This is a genomic window from Bifidobacterium platyrrhinorum, assembly GCF_010667645.1.
Classification (GTDB): domain Bacteria; phylum Actinomycetota; class Actinomycetes; order Actinomycetales; family Bifidobacteriaceae; genus Bifidobacterium; species Bifidobacterium platyrrhinorum.
The window spans coordinates 57502-74634 of record NZ_WHZV01000004.1; the positions used below are offsets into that span (position 1 = coordinate 57502).

Annotated in this window: 13 protein-coding genes; 9 read left to right on the forward strand and 4 right to left on the reverse strand. The window is 66.2% G+C overall.

Annotated elements, in window-relative coordinates:
• Positions 1–207: 207 nt before the first annotated feature.
• Positions 208–1698: an amino acid permease gene (locus GFD21_RS05670; RefSeq protein WP_163196974.1), complete on the reverse strand. Its 1491-nt coding sequence runs from the start codon at positions 1696–1698 to the stop codon at positions 208–210.
• 190 nt (positions 1699–1888) lie between these two features.
• On the opposite strand from GFD21_RS05670, the gene GFD21_RS05675 reads away from it, so the two are divergent.
• The 3 genes from GFD21_RS05675 (at position 1889) to GFD21_RS05685 (ending at position 7645) form a co-directional block, all read left to right on the forward strand.
• On the forward strand, positions 1889–4798 hold the full coding sequence (locus tag GFD21_RS05675) for an ABC transporter permease (RefSeq protein WP_163196975.1): 2910 nt from the start codon (positions 1889–1891) through the stop codon (positions 4796–4798).
• Between the two features lie 115 nt (positions 4799–4913).
• Positions 4914–6416, forward strand: a complete 1503-nt coding sequence (locus GFD21_RS05680) for an amino acid permease (protein ID WP_163196976.1) — start codon at positions 4914–4916, stop codon at positions 6414–6416.
• 329 nt (positions 6417–6745) lie between these two features.
• A complete protein-coding gene (locus GFD21_RS05685; protein WP_225431707.1) occupies positions 6746–7645 on the forward strand; it encodes an aldo/keto reductase in 900 nt (299 codons plus the stop codon).
• 309 nt (positions 7646–7954) lie between these two features.
• Here GFD21_RS05685 and GFD21_RS10970 read toward each other — a convergent pair whose 3' ends face one another.
• Positions 7955–8098, reverse strand: coding sequence for a hypothetical protein (locus GFD21_RS10970; RefSeq protein WP_191996873.1), 144 nt, complete (start codon positions 8096–8098; stop codon positions 7955–7957).
• Between the two features lie 279 nt (positions 8099–8377).
• On the opposite strand from GFD21_RS10970, the gene GFD21_RS05690 reads away from it, so the two are divergent.
• The 3 genes from GFD21_RS05690 to GFD21_RS05700 all read left to right on the forward strand — a co-directional run bounded on the left by GFD21_RS05690 (position 8378) and on the right by GFD21_RS05700 (position 12913).
• The gene (locus GFD21_RS05690) at positions 8378–8857 is read left to right on the forward strand and encodes a MarR family winged helix-turn-helix transcriptional regulator (RefSeq protein ID WP_163196978.1); all 480 of its coding nucleotides are present in this window, start codon (positions 8378–8380) and stop codon (positions 8855–8857) included.
• A 342-nt stretch (positions 8858–9199) separates the two neighbouring features.
• Positions 9200–11014: an ABC transporter ATP-binding protein gene (locus GFD21_RS05695; protein ID WP_163196979.1), complete on the forward strand. Its 1815-nt coding sequence runs from the start codon at positions 9200–9202 to the stop codon at positions 11012–11014.
• Between the two features lie 51 nt (positions 11015–11065).
• Positions 11066–12913 carry an ABC transporter ATP-binding protein gene (locus tag GFD21_RS05700; protein ID WP_163196980.1) on the forward strand — a complete coding sequence of 616 codons (1848 nt, stop codon included), beginning with the start codon at positions 11066–11068 and terminating at the stop codon, positions 12911–12913.
• Between the two features lie 226 nt (positions 12914–13139).
• Here GFD21_RS05700 and GFD21_RS05705 read toward each other — a convergent pair whose 3' ends face one another.
• Positions 13140–14351 carry a MalY/PatB family protein gene (locus tag GFD21_RS05705; protein WP_163196981.1) on the reverse strand — a complete coding sequence of 404 codons (1212 nt, stop codon included), beginning with the start codon at positions 14349–14351 and terminating at the stop codon, positions 13140–13142.
• 17 nt (positions 14352–14368) lie between these two features.
• Entirely contained in the window at positions 14369–15382 is a 1014-nt protein-coding gene (locus tag GFD21_RS05710; protein ID WP_163196982.1) for a ribose-phosphate diphosphokinase, read from the reverse strand.
• A 366-nt stretch (positions 15383–15748) separates the two neighbouring features.
• Here GFD21_RS05710 and rpsF point away from each other — a divergent pair, with 366 nt between their 5' ends.
• The 3 genes from rpsF (at position 15749) to rpsR (ending at position 17131) form a co-directional block, all read left to right on the forward strand.
• On the forward strand, positions 15749–16045 hold the full coding sequence (rpsF, locus tag GFD21_RS05715) for a 30S ribosomal protein S6 (protein WP_163196983.1): 297 nt from the start codon (positions 15749–15751) through the stop codon (positions 16043–16045).
• A 45-nt stretch (positions 16046–16090) separates the two neighbouring features.
• Positions 16091–16756 (forward strand): single-stranded DNA-binding protein, encoded by a 666-nt coding sequence (locus tag GFD21_RS05720; protein WP_163196984.1) that lies wholly within the window; start codon positions 16091–16093, stop codon positions 16754–16756.
• A 126-nt stretch (positions 16757–16882) separates the two neighbouring features.
• Positions 16883–17131: a 30S ribosomal protein S18 gene (gene rpsR, locus GFD21_RS05725; RefSeq protein ID WP_003838589.1), complete on the forward strand. Its 249-nt coding sequence runs from the start codon at positions 16883–16885 to the stop codon at positions 17129–17131.
• The last annotated feature ends 2 nt before the right edge of the window (positions 17132–17133 follow it).

The following is a 17133-nucleotide window of genomic DNA, read 5'->3' on the forward strand; positions in this document are numbered from 1 at the left end:
GCACACAAGAACGATCCCCGGTGATCGGCGTGATGTCGCCGATCACCGGGGATCGTCATGTTCGATCGACGGGGCGCCAATCAAACATGAAAAGACCCCGCAACGTCGGTATGAAGCCGTCGCGGGGTCTTTTCTCATGTGGTGGAATGTGCGCGCCTGGCTCGCACATTCCACATGGAGGCCGGTTCGGTGCGCGTCGGCCGGCCGCTACCTGCGCGCCTGGGTGAGCTGGTAGGCGGCGAACAGGATCACCAGCCAGATCACGCCGGCGATGACCGCCACACGGTAGCTGGGGGAGAAGCACATGAGCACCACGACCAGCGCGAGGAACGCGAGCACGACCCACGGGGTCACCTTCGCGAACGGCAGCTTGAAGTGGATGGCGTCCAGCGCCTCATGGCCCGACTTGCCCGCCAGCTCGGTGTCGTCGGGCGCTCCGCCCGCGGCGACGACCTTGCGGAACTTCATCTCGGTGACCATGATCATCGTCCAGTTGATGATGCCGGCGATCGTGGCGATCGACATGAGATAGTTGAACGCGAACTCGGGCCACACGAACACGACCACCACGGCGATCGCGGTGATCACCGCGGAGGTGAGCACGCCGGCGACCGGCACGCCCTTCGCGTTCAGCCTGCCCAGATACGCGGGTGCGTTGCCCTGCTTCGCGAGCGAGTACAGCATGCGGGAGTTCGCGTACAGGCCGGAGTTGTAGACGCTCATCACGGCGGTGAGGCACACGAAGTTGAGGATGCCGGCGGCCGCGTGCACGCCCACCGAATCGAAGATCTGCACGAACGGGCTGGACTTGCCGTCGATCGTGTTCCACGGCACCACGGCCATGATCACGCCGAGCGCGCCGATGTAGAACACGAGGATGCGCCAGATGATGTCGTTCGTGGCGCGCGGGATCGTGGTCTTCGGGTTCTCCGTCTCGCCGGCGGTGATGCCGATGAGCTCGGTGCCGCCGAAGCTGAACATCACCACGACCAGCGCCATGAGCAGGCCGGTCCACGAGCCGTCCTTCGCCTGGCCCATCAGGCCGTTCGGGAAGAACCCGCCGCCCACGGTGAACCAGTTCGCGAAGCTCGCCTTCACGCCCGACTCGGTCGGCAGCGCGAACACGATCACCGCCAGGCCGCCCAGGATCATCGCGATCACGGCCACGATCTTGATGATCGCGAACCAGAACTCGAACTCGCCGAACTTGCTCACGCCGAGCAGGTTCGCCGCGCAGATCACCACGAGGAACACGGCGGCCGACACCCACGTCGGGATCGCCGGGAACCAGTAGTTCACGAAGCTGCCCACCACGGCCAGCTCCACCATCGACACGAGGATGTAGTTGAACCAGTAGTTCCAGCCGGAGATGAAGCCGGCGCGCTTCGACCAGTACCGGGTCGCGTAGTAGCTGAACGCGCCCGCCTTCGGGTCCTCGACCGACATCTCGCTCAGCGCGCGCACGATCATGAAGATCGCAAGACCGCCGATGAGGTAGGCGAGCAGGATGGACGGGCCGGCCAGCGCGATCGACTCGCTCGAGCCGTAGAACAGGCCCGTGCCGATGGCGCCGCCCAGTGCGATCAGCTGGATGTGGCGGTTCTTCAGCGACTTGCGCAGCGTCGCCGGCACCGGCACGTCGTCGGTCTCGCGCGGCTTCGCGGGCGTCGCGCCGCGATTCGTGTTTTCGGAAGCCATAGTTCGTCTCTTCTCTCTTGCTGCCGCGGCGCCCCGTCGGTCTCGCCGGCGGGCGTCACGCGGTGTGCGATGGTTCGCAACGTCGGTATTGTATGCCGTTCGCCACCGGCGTTTGCGGTTGCGTCCGCTGGTCGGCGCGATGACAATGGAAACCAGCGGCGGCATGGCCGCGGGCGTGAGGAGGTGCGTGATGTCGCGGGCGTTCGTGAAGGACATGCTGCGCTGCTGGCGGCGCTCATGGAGGCGGTTCGTCTCCATCGCGCTCATCACGCTGCTGGGCGTGGCGGTGCTCACCGGCATCTACGCCGGCTGCCGTGACGCGTTCCTCGCCGCCGGCCGGTTCTACGGCGCGCAGGAGCTGCGCGATGTGCAGATCGTCTCCACCGCCGGCCTCACCGACGGCGACGTGGCCGCGCTGCGCAAGGTGCATGGCGTGGAACGGGCGCGGGGCGAACGCACGCAAAGCATGACCGTGGCCGTGCATGGTTCGGACAAGACCGTCACGATGCGCGAGATCGACGCGGACGGCTTCGACCGCCCGTATCTCGAACGGGGCGCGATGCCGAAGAAGGCGGGCGAGGTGGCCGTCACGCGGCAATTCCTCAAGGACAGCGGGCTGCGGATCGGATCGAAGCTCACCGTCACACCGCACACGGACGACGGGTCGGGCGATGCCGGTGATTCGGACGGCGAGGCGTCGCAGGACGGTTCGCCGAGCTTCCCGACCGACCTCGTCATCACCGGTGTGGCCCTCGACCCACGCGACCTCTCCAATCCGGACGGGTACGCCTCCAAGAACGCCTTCCGGTCCACCGCCTCCGACGACTACACGTTCTTCGCGCCCTCCGACGGCGTGACCGGCGACATATACACGGCGGTGAACCTGCGCGTGACCGGAGCCGCCGACCTCGACACGTTCTCCGACGGGTACGACGCCGCGGTGAACACGGTCGCGCACCGCATCGAGAACGGCATACGCGTGGAACGGCAGAAGGCCCGGCGCCAACAGCTGCTCGACGAGGCGCGCAGGCGCATCGACCAGGCGCGCGCCGAGGCCGGACGACGCTTCGCGGACGCCCAGGCCCAACTCGACGGGCAACGTGCGGAGTTCAACACCCAAGTTGATGAGTTGGCGAGGCAAGCTGCGGGGTTTTCACCCTTAGCTGCGGACGGGGGTGGCGTAGCACGCCGATCCGTGATCGCACAAAGCCCGGAATTGCAACAAGCCCAGGACCGCCTGGACCGGGCGCAGGCGGACCTCACCGCGCAGCAACAGGCCGCGACTCAACAGCTTGATGAGCAAAGTGCGCAGCTGGCCTCCGAAATCCCGCAGGTACGCTGGTATGTCACCACAAGAGGCGAAATCGGCGGGTTCAGCTCGTTCAAATCCGACCTGAGCTCCATCGAATCCATCGGCCGCGCCTTCCCGGTGGTGTTCCTGCTCGTCGCCGTGCTCATGAGCCTGACCACGATGACCCGCATGGTCGAGGAGGACCGCGGTCTCATCGGCACCTACCTCGGCCTCGGGTACCGGGGCTTCGCCGTGGCCTCCCGCTACCTGCTGTTCGCGCTGCTCGCCTGCCTCATCGGCGGCGGACTGGGACTCGTCGCCGGGTTCCTCGGCATCCCTGCCTTCCTGCTCGTCGTGATCGAAGGCCTGTACACGCTGCCGGGCGCACGGCTCGAATACGACTGGCTGTACGGTTCCGCCGGCATCGCGCTGTTCGTGGTCGGCGTGCTCGCCGCCACCGCGTTCGCCTGCCGCCGCGACATCCGCCACATGCCGGCCGAACTCATGCGCCCGAAGGCGCCGAAGGCCGGCGCGCGCATCCTCTTGGAACGCATCCGCCCGGTCTGGCGCCGTATGGGGTTCCTCAATAAGGTGACCGCGCGCAACATCTTCCGCTTCAAGTCCCGTCTCGTCATGACGGTCGGCGGCGTGGCCGGCTGCACCGCGCTCATCCTGTGCGGCCTCGCCATCAACGATACGGTGGCCATGACCGGTCCGAAACAGTACGGCGGCATCTGCCGCTACGACCTCATGGCCGTCTCCGCCGACGCCGACGCGGACGCCCTGCACGCGCGGCTTGACAAGGACGGCAGGACCACGGCCACGCTGCGGATCCGCGTCGAAAGCGGCGAACTGTCGACCGTCGGCGCCTCCTCGTCCACGACATCCGCTTCCAGCGAGACGATCCAGCTCATCGTCGTCCCCGAACGCTCGCTGCGCAGGCTCAATACGATGATCGACCTGCGCGAGGCGAGCGACAACGATCTCTACCGCTACAGCGGCGGCATGTTCGGCCGCTCCGGCGGCGGCGAGGTCACGCTCGACGATTCGGGCGCGATCGTCAGCCAGTCCGCGGCGAACGCGCTCGGCGTGCACGCGGGCGACACGGTCACGCTGCGCGGCGGCGACATGACGCGCGCGAAGGCGCGGGTCGCCGCCGTGACGCGCAGTCTCGTCGGTTCGGACGTGTACGTGAGCGAGTCACTGTACCAGCGTCTGTTCGGCGATGCCGATGCCGGTAACCCCGGCGCGACGGACTCCGCCGCCCCCGTCTGGAACGCCGCCTACGCGAAGCTCAAGGGCGACGACGCCGACCGGGCCGCCTACATCGACAGGCTCGCCGACGACCCGGCCGTCGTCAGCACGGTCGACACCGCCGAGCTCGCCGACGGCTTCTCCTTCGACCTGATGGGCGCGGTCGTCGCCCTGATCGTCGGGCTTGCGGGCGCGTTGTGCCTCGTGGTGCTGTTCACGCTCGCGAACACGAACATCTCCGAGCGTGTGCGCGAGATGGCCACGCTCAAGGTGCTCGGATTCCGCAAACGCGAGATCCACCAGTACGTGAACCGCGAGATGCGCGTGCTCACATGGATGGGCGTGGCGGTCGGCCTGCCGCTCGGCCGATGGATCGGCGGCCTGCTCACCGCCGCGCTCGGCATGCCGTCCCTGTATTTCGAGGTGGATCTGCGCCCGACGAGCTACCTCGCGGCCGCGTTCGCGACGCTCGTCTTCGCCGAGTTCGTCGCCTGGCTCACCAAACCGGTGCTCGACCGCATCGACCCCGTCGGCGCCCTCAAGAGCGTGGAGTAGGAAGGCGGGGCGGGAACCGATCCGGGCGAACGGGGCCGACGCCGCCCCGAGCGCGCGTGCGGATGCGCGGAAACCCTCTTCCGCACGAAACAAACGCACGGTAAACTCGCCGACTATGTCTGACGAGAAGCGCGAAACCAGTAGTCTGCAGTCGGTCGAGAGCCTCGACGCAGGGAACGAGATGGACCGTGGCCTCAACAACCGCCACGTGCAGTTCATCGCCATCGGCGGCACCATCGGCACCGGCCTGTTCCTCGGATCCGGCAAGTCCATCGCCCTGACCGGGCCGAGCATCGTGTTCGTGTACATCGGCGTCGGCCTCGTGATGTTCATGCTCATGCGCGCGATCGGCGAGATGATGTACCGCGATCCGAGCCAGCACACGTTCATCAACTTCATCACCCGCTACCTCGGCAACGGCTGGGGCAAGTTCGCCGGATGGTCGTACTGGATCGTGCTCGTGCTCATCGGCATGACGGAGATCACCGCCGTGTCCACGTACTTCATCACGTTCTTCAACACGTTCGACATCGACCTGACGCCATGGAAATGGCTGATCGAGCTCGTGTTCCTCGTCGTGCTCGCCACCATCAACCTGGTGGCCGTGAAGGCGTTCGGCGAGGCCGAGTTCTGGTTCTCGATGATCAAGATCACGCTCATCTGCGCGATGATCGCCACCGCCGTGGTCATGGTGGTCATCGGCTACCACTACGACTCGGTGCGCATCCCAGGCCACGACGGCGTCTCGCCCGCCGGCTCGGCGAGCCTCGCGAACCTGTTCGACAACTTCCAGATCGCACCGAACGGCGGCCTCGCGTTCCTCATGAGCTTCCAGATGGTGTTCTTCGCCTATGAGGCCATCGAATTCGTGGGCGTCACCGTGTCCGAGACGCAGAACCCGCGCAAGGTGCTGCCGAAGGCCATCAACGAGATCATCATGCGCATCCTCATCTTCTACGTGGGCGCGCTCGTGGCGATCATGTGCATCGTGCCGTGGACCTCGTTCACGCCGAACAAGGACGGCTCCTTCGCCTCCCCGTTCATCATGGTGTTCCAGTACGCGGGCATCAACTGGGCGTCCGCGCTCGTGTTCTTCGTGGTGATCACCGCCGCCTCGTCGTCGCTCAACTCGCTGCTCTACTCGGCCGGCCGCCACCTCTACCAACTGGCGAGCGAATCGGATTCGCCGGCGTTCTCGAAGATTGGCGTGGTGTCGAAGCGCCACGTGCCGGCCCGCGCGATCCTCATCTCGGCGGGCTGCGTGCTCATGTCGCCGGTCATCAACGCGTTCCCCCAGGTGCACAGCGCGTTCGTGCTGTTCTCCTCCGCCTCCAGCGCGGTGATCATCTTCATCTACATCCTCACGATGGTCGCGCACCAGAAGTACCGCCGCTCCGCCGACTTCATCAGCGACGGGTTCATCATGCCCGCCTACAAGTTCACGAACACCTTCGCCATCGTGTTCTTCGTGTTCATCTACGTGACGTTGTTCCTCGCCTCCGACACCATCGGCTCCGGCATCGCCGGCCTGGTGTGGCTTGTGGCGTTCGGCGGCTACTGCCTGCTTCACGACCGCTTCCAGAACCGCGACCTCAAGGCCGCGCTGAGGAAGCGGTAGCGGCCGCCGGTCTTTCCGGGGCGGCGCCGCGGCAATCATCGAGAATCAGGGACGCTTACCGCAAATAAGCGTCCCTTATTCTCGAAATGGCGGTTTTCCTCGAGAATCGGGGACTCCGAGATAGGGGTGGGTGGACGATGCGCGTGTAAGAGACCGCTGCCTCGTCCGTCGTGTGCCATGATGGGGGTATGAGTGCATTGCAGCAGGATCGGAATGGCGGATCGTCGCGGGGGAACGGTGGTGCCGGTGCCGAAACGGGCCGTACGCCCGGTGGCGAATCATCGAACATCGTGAGGTTCGCGGGGAAGCCGCGGGTGCCGCGCCTCGGCATGGGCACGATGGCGCTCGCCATCGAGGGGCGACCCGACCGTGAGACCGCGATCGGGACGATCCACGCCGGACTGGACGCCGGCGTGCGCTACCTCGACACCGCGTGGTCGTACTATCTGCCCAGCGCGCCGGGAGTGGACGGCACGGGCGTGCCCGGCGACTTCGGGTACGGCGAGATGCTGGTGCGCGACGCGCTCGCCACGTGGGGCGGGCCGCGCGACGAGGTGCTCGTCGCCACGAAGACCGGGTACCGCCGCACGATCGAGGTCGCGGGGGCTTCGACGGGAGATGCTTCCGGCCGCCAGCGCCTGCAGGCGGAGGGGAGCCGCTACGGGTGGATGGCGGACTCCCGTCCGGAGACGATGATCCGCGACGCGAAGGAATCCGCGCGCCATCTCGGCGTGGACGCGCTCGACCTGCTGTATTCGCACGGACCCGACCCGGCCGTGCCGTATGAGGACCAGGTGGGTGCGCTCCGGACGCTGCTCGACGAAGGCGTGATCCGGTATGCGGGCGTCTCTCGCGTGGATAACGCGCAGATCGACGTGGCCCGCGGCATCCTCGGCGACGGGCTCGTCGCCGTGCAGAACCAGTTCTCGCCCTCGCACCCCGATCCGGAGCGCACGATGGAGCATTGCGCCGAGCTCGGCCTCGATTTCGTCTGCTGGTCGCCGCTTGGCGGGTTCCTCGACCCGTTCGATCAACGCGCCTATGACCCGTTCCGCGCGGTCGCGGCGGCGCGCGGCGTCTCGTACCAGCGGGTGGTGCTCGCATGGGAGCTCACCCGGTACGGCCGTCTGTTCACGATTCCCAGTGCCCGCAACCCGCATGAGATCCGCGATTCGTTCGCCGCCGTCGACATGCGTCTGACCGATGAGGAGCTGGCTGTACTGGGGTAAGGGCGGCCGTGGCCGTTCGTCGGTCTCGGCCCGGTCGGGCGTCGCGCCGCTGATCGGGCCGAGGGCATCGCATGGCGTGCGGTCGTCGCACGGTGTGGTTTCGGGCATGAAAAAACGGTGCGAATACGATTACGAGCTTTCACAACCACATCCATGCGTACCCCCATACGTCTGCCGTGGCGTGGGGCCCGTAATGCCGCTGTACCTCTTTGTGCGATTCGCACCGTTGCGTTGTTTCGTTATGTAATTATGTATTGGCGTCGTCGTGTCGCTGTCCGGCGGTCTTGCGCCGTCGGATGTTCCACGCGGTCAGTTGCTGTGCGCGCGGCTGACGGAGTTGTACTGGAACGCCCCGTGCACCAACGCGGCGGTGAAGTGCATGCCGCACATGCCCGCCTCCTCGGCCTCATGGGTGCATCCGGCTATGCTGCATAGGTTACGTGTGATGGACATGGTATGGTTCCCCTTCCTTGGGCCTTGAGCTTCGGTGCCGTGGGTGGCCGTCAGCCGCTGTGCCAACGCTTTCGCATCTCACTATACGCTTGCTGCGTTCCAAAAGTGAGATAACAAATTGATAATGTAAGCTAAGTCACACTATATTGAATTTTTTGAGCGTGTCGGGGGTTGTTTGTCTGCTCTTGCGATCAGGGCGTTTCGCGCCATTGGATTTTATTTATAGTGTGAGATATATTCGAAGATGATTCATGGGTGATTCGCGGGAAAGGGTGCGCCATGGGCTTTGAGGACGAGGCGGTGGAGGAGCTGTACTCCAAGGTGTGGAGCCATCGGTCCGCGATGCAGCGCGAACTCAACCGCGGCGCGCACGGCGAGGTCTTCGCCCTGCGCCAGCTCGCCTGCCACGGCGAGATGACGCCGTCCCAATTGGCCGAATCCCTGCGCGTGAGTTCGGGGCGCGTGTCCACGGTGCTGTCCTCGCTGGAAAGGAAGGGCTTCGTGACGCGTACGCCCGACCCCTCCGACCGTCGCGTGGTGCGCGTGGCCATCACCGAGGCCGGGCGCGGCCGCGTCGAAGAGGATCTGGAGGACATGCGTTCCGCGGTGCGGTGGATCTTCTCGCAGATGGGGGAGCGGCGCACGCGCGAGTTCGTGGAACTGACCCGCGAATTCATGACGTACATGTCGATCTGCCATCCGGGCCAGCCGCGTCCCACCGCCGAAGAGGTGCGCAAGGCGTTCGAAGGGAACGCGTAGGGCTTTCCCCATCCCCTCCCGTTTCTCCTCCTTCGCCGCCTGTCGTTGCCGTCCGGCTCGCCCGGCCGCCTTCCGTGCGTTGCGCTTGCGGGGAACACGCCGTTGGGCTTGGAAATATCTTATAGTGTAAGTAATTTAAGGGGCAAAGATAAATGGGTGGACGGCATCGCGCGATGCGCCACGGCCCGGCAGGGCCGGAGGGCGGCCTGACGGAAAGTCGGGAAACGCGAGGCGAAGGCCGGCGGCCCCTCCTCCGGCGGTCCCTCCTCCGGTGGAAGGGACGGACACGGCCCGCCGCCCGTCATCCATGTCATCAGACAGATAAGGGGAATCGCACACATCATGTTTCGCATCATGAAATACCTCTCCAAAGGGGAGGTCGCCCAGATGCTCATCGCACTGGTGACCATCGTGGGCCAGGTCTTCTTCGACCTCAAACTGCCCGACTACATGTCCGACATCACCACGCTCGTCGAGACGCCGGGCAGCGAGATGGCCGACATCTGGGTCGCCGGCGGCAAGATGCTGCTCGTCTCGCTCGGATCCGTCGCCTGCGCCGTCGTCACCGGCTTCATCGCCGCGCGCGTCGCCGCCAGCTTCGGCCAACGCCTGCGCTCGCTCGAATTCGCGAAGGTCGAATCGTTCGGCCCCGCCGAGATGAACCGCTTCTCGACCGCCAGCCTCATCACCCGCTCCACCAACGACATCACGCAGATCCAGATGTTCATCACGATGGGCCTGCAGCTCATCGTCAAATCGCCGATCATGGCCGTGTGGGCCATCATGAAGATCGCCGGCGACGGCTTCGAATGGACGCTCGCCACCGGCATCGCCGTGGTCGTCCTGCTCGCCGCCATCGTCGTCCTCATGGCGATGGTCATGCCGAAGTTCAAGGCCATGCAGGCCCTCACCGACGACATCAACCTCGTCGCCCGCGAGAACCTCACCGGCCTCAGGGTCGTGCGCGCCTACAACGCCGAGGACTACCAGGAGGCCAAGTTCACCAAGGCGAACAAGGCCCTCACCGACACGCAGCTGTTCACCAACCGCGCCATGGCCGTCATGATGCCGCTCATGAACACCGTGATGAACGGCCTCATGCTCGCCGTCTACTGGATCGGCGCGTACCTCATCGACGCCGCCGGCCTCACCGACAAGCTCACCGTGTTCTCCAACATGGTCGTCTTCTCCAGCTACTCCGTGCAGGTCATCATGAGCTTCCTGCTCATGAGCATGGTGTTCGTGCTCTGGCCGCGCGCCGACGTGTCCGCGCAGCGCGTGCTCGAGGTCATCGGCACCGAGCCCGCCGTCACGAACGGCGCCGACGGCGCGGCCGACGTGGAACGCCTCGGCCACGGCGCGCACGGCACCGTCGAGTTCCGCGACGTGAGCTTCACCTACCCCGACTCGCGCGAACCGATCCTCGAACACGTCACGTTCACCGCGAAGCAGGGCCAGACCGTCGCGTTCATCGGCTCCACTGGCGCCGGCAAGTCGTCCCTCATCAACCTCGTGCCGCGCTTCTACGACGTGTCCGCCGGCACGGTGCTCGTCGACGGCGTCGACGTGCGCGACTGGGACCTCACCGCGCTGCGCGACCGCATCGGCTACGTGCCGCAGAAATCCGTGCTGTTCAAGGGGACCGTCGCCGGCAACGTCGCGTACGGCGACGACGCGCGCGCGGCGACGGGCCGCGGCGACGCGACGCGCGCCGACGCCGCGGGCGCCGATATGACGCGCGTGCGCACGGCGGCCGACGTGGCGCAGGCCACCGAATTCGTGACGCGCATGGACGGCGGCTTCGACGCGCCTATCGCGCAGGGCGGCTCCAACGTGTCCGGCGGGCAGAAGCAGCGACTCTCCATCGCGCGCGCCGTCTACCGCGACCCGGAGATCCTCATCTTCGACGACTCGTTCAGCGCGCTCGACTTCAAAACCGACCGCGAGGTGCGCGACGCCCTCGCGACCCACGCGAAGGACGCGACCAAGCTCATCGTCGCCCAGCGCATCGGCACCATCATGAACGCGGACCTCATCGTCGTGCTCGACGACGGCAAGGTCGTCGGCCAGGGCACGCACCGGGAACTGCTCGACGACTGCGACGTGTACCGCCAGATCGCCGAATCGCAGCTCAGCCGGACCGAGCTCGGCGCCTAGGGCAAACCGCGTAGGACATACGGAAACAGGACTTTCGAAAGGACATCCAACATGCCAGGACCAATGGGACACGGCGGACCGGGACGCGGCGCCGTCGAAAAACCGCAGGACTTCGGCGAGGTCATGGGCAAGCTCGTGCGCTTCTGCAGGAGCTACATCCCCGTCATCATCATCGCGCTCGTGCTCGGCGCCACCGGCACGATCTTCCAGATCATCGGACCGGACAAGCTCAAGGACATGACCAACGAGATCGTCAAGGGCCTGCCCGCGATGGTCCACGGCCGCCCGGTCATGGGCGCCGTCGACTTCGACGCCGTCTCGCGCATCGGCTTCACGCTCGTCGCGCTCTACGTCGGGTACGCGGTGCTGAGCTACGTGCAAAGCTGGCTCATGGCGAACGTCACCCAGCGCACCGCCCAGCGTCTGCGTGAGGCGATCTCGCGGAAGATCAACAAGCTGCCGCTGAGCTACTTCGACAAGGTGAGCTACGGCGACGTGCTCAGCCGCATCACCAACGACGTCGACGCCATCGGCCAGACCCTCGGCCAGTCGCTCGGCTCGCTCATCACGTCCGTCACGCTGTTCGTCGGCGCGCTCGTCATGATGTTCTGGAACAACGTGATCATGACCCTGTGCGCGATCGGCGCGAGCCTCGTCGGACTCGTGCTCATGATGGCGATCATGAAGGCGTCGCAACGCTACTTCACCCGCCAGCAGGTCGCGCTCGGCCAGGTCAACGGCCACGTCGAGGAGATGTACTCCGGCCACCTCATCGTCAAGGCGTACAACGGCGAGGCCGCCGCGATCCGCGACTTCGAGAAGTACAACGCCGACCTGTACGACTCCGGCTGGAAGTCGCAGTTCCTCTCCGGCCTGATGATGCCGCTCATGCAGTTCATCGGCAACTTCGGCTACGTCGTCGTGTGCGTCGTCGGCGCCGCGCTCGCCATGAACGGCGACATCGAATTCGGCGTCATCGTCGCGTTCATGATGTACATCCGCCTGTTCACCCAGCCGCTCTCGCAGTTCGCGCAGGCCTTCCAGAACCTGCAACGCTGCGCCGCCGCCTCCGAGCGCGTGTTCGGCTTCCTCGAGGAGCCGGAGATGGCCGACGAAAGCGCCAAGCCCGCGCTGCTCGGCGAGCGGTACGCGGGCGGCCATGCCGTGCGCGGCGACGTGACGTTCGAGCACGTGCGCTTCGAATACGAACCCGGCAAGCCGATCATCAACGACTTCAGCGCCGACGTGAAGGCCGGCCAGAAGGTCGCCATCGTCGGCCCCACCGGCGCCGGCAAGACCACCATGGTCAACCTGCTCATGCGCTTCTACGACATCGCCGGCGGGCGCATCACAATCGACGGCGTCGACACGGCGTCCGTGCCCCGATGGAACGTGCACGACCAGTTCTCCATGGTCCTGCAAGACACCTGGGTGTTCCACGGCACCGTGCGCGAGAACATCGCGTACTCCAAGAAGGGCGTCACCGACGAACAGATCCGTTCGGCGTGCAAGGCCGTTGGACTCGACCACTACATCATGTCGCTGCCCGACGGCTACGACACCGTGCTCGACGAGAACACGTCCCTGTCCGCCGGCCAGAAGCAGCTCCTCACCATCGCCCGCGCCATGGTGCAGGACGCGCCCATCCTGATTTTGGACGAGGCCACCTCATCCGTCGACACGCGCACCGAGGAACTCATCCAGAAGGCCATGGACGCGCTCACCGTCGGACGCACGTCCTTCGTCATCGCGCACCGGCTCTCCACCATCCGCGACGCCGACATGATCCTCGTCATGAACCACGGCGACGTCATCGAACGCGGCACCCACGAGGAGCTGCTGGCGGCCGGCGGGTTCTACGCCGACCTCTACAACAGCCAGTTCACGCTCGGCAGCTGACGGCGCGTTTCCCGCGTTGCGGAGAACTCGACGTACCTTTGTACGCCTTCGTTCTCCGCGCCTTGGAACCGCGCGCGTCAGCTGCCTCGCTACGCAAATCGCATGATGGGGCGTCCGCCGCGTTGCAGCCCGCTGCGACGTACCTTCGTACGCCTTTGCGGGCGCGCCTTGCGGACGCACGCATCATGCGATTCGCTACGCTCGGCAGCTGACGGCGCGGCGGCGGTCAGTCGGTGAAGACGTGCTTGGCGAGGCGGTCCAACGCCTCGCGCACGCGGGCCGTGGGCAGGGCGAAGTTCATGCGGATCGTATGCGTGCCGGCGAACAGGCGGCCGTCCTGCCACGCGACGCCCACATCCCAGCCGCGGCGCAGCAGCTCGTCCGCCGACCAGCCATGGTCCGCGCACCAGCGCTCGCAATCGAGGAACAGCATGTACGTGCCTTGCGGCCGCGCCGCCTCCACGCCCGGCACGCCCGCGAAATACTCGCATCCCAGGCGCAGGTTCTCCGCCAGCACCGGCAGCAGCCCGTCGAGCCACGCCTCGCCGCCGCGCGAATACGCGCCGATGAGCGCGTGCATCCACAGCACGTTCATCTCGTTGTGGAACGACTTCGCCTCATAGGAATCGAGACGGTCGCGCAGGTAATCGTCGTAGACGATGCGGTAGCCGCCCACCAGGCCGGACAGGTTGAACGTCTTGCACGGCGCGTACATCGCGATCACGCGTCTGCGCGCGTCCTCGCTTACCGACTGCGTGGGGATGTGCGGCCGGTGCTCCCGGTCGAGGATGAGATCCGACCAGATCTCGTCGGAGACGACCACGCAGTCGTTCGCGCGGTACACCTCCATCGCGCGTTCGATCTCCCAGCGCTCCCACACGCGGCCGCACGGATTGTGCGGTGAACAGAACACGGCGACATGGATGCGCTTCTCCCTGATGCGCCGGTCCATGTCCTCGAAATCCATGCGCCACACGCCGTCCTCGTCGCGTTTGAGCGGGCTGTGCTCGATGCGGTATCCCGCGCCCTCGACGGCCATCGTGAAGCCGTTGTAGGTGGGGGAGTGCAGCAGGACCGAGTCGCCCGGCGTCGCGAACACGTGCAACGCCGACACCAGACCGCCCAGCACGCCGTTCTCGTAGCCGATATGCCGCGGCTCGAGACCCTTGACCCCGTTGCGGCGGCGCTGCCAGTCGATGACCGCGTCGAAATACGCCTGTTCCGGCTCGAAATAGCCGAACAGCGGATGCGCGAGGCGCGCGGCGACCGCCTCGGTCACCGCCGGCGCGGTCGCGAAGTTCATATCCGCGATCCACATCGGGATCGCGTCGAAGCCGGGTTTCGGGGCGCCGGGGGCGAACCCCCGCCCGGAGCCGATGTCGTCGACGGCGAGGGCGTCGCGGCCGTGACGGTCGGGGGTCGTGGTGAAGTCGAACATCGCGGCGCCCTTCCGCATCACGCGTAGATGTTGCGCGGGCGCATGTCGTCCGGCAGGCCCTCGAGCAGGGTCTGCACGGAACCCTCCTCGAACACGGAACGGATGCCGGCGGCCAGCAGCGGCGCGACGGACAGGACCGTCATGTTCGGCAGACGCTTCTCCTCGGGGATCGGCACGGTGTCCATGAGGACGATCTCGCGCGCGCCGCACTGCGACAGGCGCTCGACCGCCGGGCCGGACAGCAGGCCGTGCGTCGCCACCAGCGTGACGGAACGCGCGCCGGCGCCGCGCAGGGCGCGCACCGCCTCGCAGATCGTGCCGGCGGTGTCGATCATGTCGTCGACGACCACGCAGTCGCGGTCGACGACGTCGCCGATGATGCCGTGCGCGACAGCATGGTTCGGACGGGTCGTGTCACGGGTCTTGTGGATGAACGCGAGCGGCAGGTTGCCGAGCTTCGCGGCCCAACGCTCCGACACCTTGATGCGGCCGGCGTCCGGCGAGACGATCGTGGTGTTCTCCAGCGGCAGATGGTTGCGCACGTAGTCGATGAGCACCGGCGTGGCGGTGAGATGGTCGACCGGCGCGTTGAAGAAGCCCTGCTCCTGCGAGGCGTGCAGGTCGACCGTCATGATGCGGTCGGCGCCGGCGGTGCGGAACAGATCGTAGATGAGGCGCGCGGTGATCGGTTCGCGGCCCTGGTGCTTCTTGTCCTGGCGCGAGTAGCCCATGAACGGCGCGACCACGGTGATCGTGCGGGCGGAGGCGCGCTTGAGCGCGTCGATCATGATGAGCTGCTCCATGATCCACTTGTTGATCTTGCCGGAATGGCATTGCAGCACGAACATGTCCGCACCGCGCACCGGCTCGGTGAACCGCACGTACATCTCGCCATTGGCGAAATCGTAGGCGGTGGTCTCCAGGACCTTCGTGCCCAGGCATGCGGCGACCTGATCGGCGAGTTCGGGGTATGCGCGGCCGGTGACCACCGCCATGCGCTTGTCCGGAGTGCCTTCGAGCAGCGACGTCATGTTTCCGTATCCGTCCTTTGTATATAGAGAGGTGCGGCGCGCGCCATGCGGCGTGCGTGCCGTGTATGCGAAACCTCGTTCAAGTGTACTAGGGCCCGTGCGAAGACGGCGTGGACGCGGCGTGGGGCGGGGCGTGCGGGTGCGGGTGCACGGGTGCGTGGGTGCGCGGGTGGAGGGGCGCGTGGGTGCACGGGTGCACATGCGCCCGCCGCGTTCTCGCCGCTGTCTGGGCGCGGGGTTATCTTGGTGAGGTTGCGTCTGTGGGGGTGGTGCGTCCGCTCGCGGTCCCCGCCGCCATGCGCGCAGCGCGTATACACACTCCTGCCACGGAAGGTCCGTGGCCATATAGTCCGAAGGAGGTGGGTGATGTCTGCGCACAAGTACGAACTGATGTTCATCGCCGATCCTGAGCTCAACGAGCGCGATCTGAAGAAGCTGACCGAGCAGTATCTGGAGATCGTCACCAAGGAAGGCGGCTCCGTCGACGAGCCCGATTTCTGGGGCCGTCGCAAGCTCGCCTACGAGATCGCCGGCAAGACCGAAGGCAACTACGTCGTGGTGACCTACACCGCCGAGCCCGCTACCAGCGATGAGCTCGACCGTGTCCTCAACCTCAACGAATCCGTGATCCGTACGAAGATCCTTCGTAAGGACGTCAAGTAAGCGTCAGCCCAGCTTCGCGCTGGACGTTGGAATACGAGGCAGCATATGGCAGGCGAAACCACGATCACCATCATCGGCAATCTCACCGCGGATCCCGAACTGCGAACCATCGGTTCCGGAGCGACCGTGGCGAGCTTCACCATCGCGTCGACGCCGCGCACGTACAACCGCCAGTCCGGCCAGTTCGAGGACGGTCAGGCGCTGTTCATGCGTTGCTCCGCGTGGCGTGACCTCGCCGACCACTGCGCCCAGTCCCTGTCCAAGGGCATGCGCGTGATCGCGCAGGGCCGTCTGCAGCAGCGTTCCTACCAGGCCCAGGACGGTTCCAACCGCACCGTCGTCGAGATGACGGTCGACGAGATCGGCCCGTCGCTGCGCTACGCCACCGCACAGGTGACCCGCCAGTCGTCCGGTCAGGGCGGCTTCGCCGGTCGCAACCAGGGCGGCTACGGCCAGGGCGGCAACGGCGGTTTCGGCCAGAACAACGGCGGCAACGGCGGCTACTCCGGCGGATATTCCGGCGGCGCCAGCTACCAGGGCGGCGGCTCCAACTACGGCGGCGGCCAGCCCGGCGCCCCGTCCGCTCCGGCGGCCTCCCAGGCGCCCGCGGCGGATCCGTGGAGCAGCGACGCCGGTGCCGGCAACAGCTTCTCGACGTTCGGCGGCTCGTCCGATTTCGGTGGCGGGTCCGACGACGATCCGGAGTTCTGATCCGTCCGGTCCGGTTCCGACGCGTTCCGACGTGTTCCGACACGCATGGCGCGAACCCCGCGCGGAGGCCGTTCAGACGGCCCGCGCAAGAGCGAATAAGCATCAATCGTAAACAAGGAGAACATCATGTCACGCAAGAGGCCGCAACCGCCGGTCAAGCCGTTCAAGAAGAAGCCGAACCCGCTGAAGGCGGCGAAGATCACCGAGATCGATTACAAGGACGTCGCGCTGCTGCGCAAGTTCATCTCCGATCGCGGCAAGATCCGTTCCCGTCGTATCACCGGTGTGACCGTGCAGGAGCAGCGCAAGATCTCCAAGGCGATCAAGAACGCCCGCGAGATGGCCCTGCTGCCGTACGCCACTTCGGGTCGCTGAGT

What these genes read in the sequence shown, in the direction of transcription:
- GFD21_RS05680 (WP_163196976.1), top strand. Translation starts at nt 4,914, where the DNA reads ATGTCTGACGAGAAGCGCGAAACCAGTAGTCTGCAGTCGGTCGAGAGC.
- rpsR (WP_003838589.1), top strand. Translation starts at nt 16,883, where the DNA reads ATGTCACGCAAGAGGCCGCAACCGCCGGTCAAGCCGTTCAAGAAGAAG.
- GFD21_RS05670 (WP_163196974.1), bottom strand. Translation starts at nt 1,698, where the DNA reads ATGGCTTCCGAAAACACGAATCGCGGCGCGACGCCCGCGAAGCCGCGC.
- GFD21_RS05705 (WP_163196981.1), bottom strand. Translation starts at nt 14,351, where the DNA reads ATGTTCGACTTCACCACGACCCCCGACCGTCACGGCCGCGACGCCCTC.
- GFD21_RS05700 (WP_163196980.1), top strand. Translation starts at nt 11,066, where the DNA reads ATGCCAGGACCAATGGGACACGGCGGACCGGGACGCGGCGCCGTCGAA.
- GFD21_RS05710 (WP_163196982.1), bottom strand. Translation starts at nt 15,382, where the DNA reads ATGACGTCGCTGCTCGAAGGCACTCCGGACAAGCGCATGGCGGTGGTC.
- GFD21_RS05720 (WP_163196984.1), top strand. Translation starts at nt 16,091, where the DNA reads ATGGCAGGCGAAACCACGATCACCATCATCGGCAATCTCACCGCGGAT.
- GFD21_RS05695 (WP_163196979.1), top strand. Translation starts at nt 9,200, where the DNA reads ATGTTTCGCATCATGAAATACCTCTCCAAAGGGGAGGTCGCCCAGATG.
- GFD21_RS05675 (WP_163196975.1), top strand. Translation starts at nt 1,889, where the DNA reads ATGTCGCGGGCGTTCGTGAAGGACATGCTGCGCTGCTGGCGGCGCTCA.
- rpsF (WP_163196983.1), top strand. Translation starts at nt 15,749, where the DNA reads ATGTCTGCGCACAAGTACGAACTGATGTTCATCGCCGATCCTGAGCTC.
- GFD21_RS05685 (WP_225431707.1), top strand. Translation starts at nt 6,746, where the DNA reads ATGGGCACGATGGCGCTCGCCATCGAGGGGCGACCCGACCGTGAGACC.
- GFD21_RS10970 (WP_191996873.1), bottom strand. Translation starts at nt 8,098, where the DNA reads ATGTCCATCACACGTAACCTATGCAGCATAGCCGGATGCACCCATGAG.
- GFD21_RS05690 (WP_163196978.1), top strand. Translation starts at nt 8,378, where the DNA reads ATGGGCTTTGAGGACGAGGCGGTGGAGGAGCTGTACTCCAAGGTGTGG.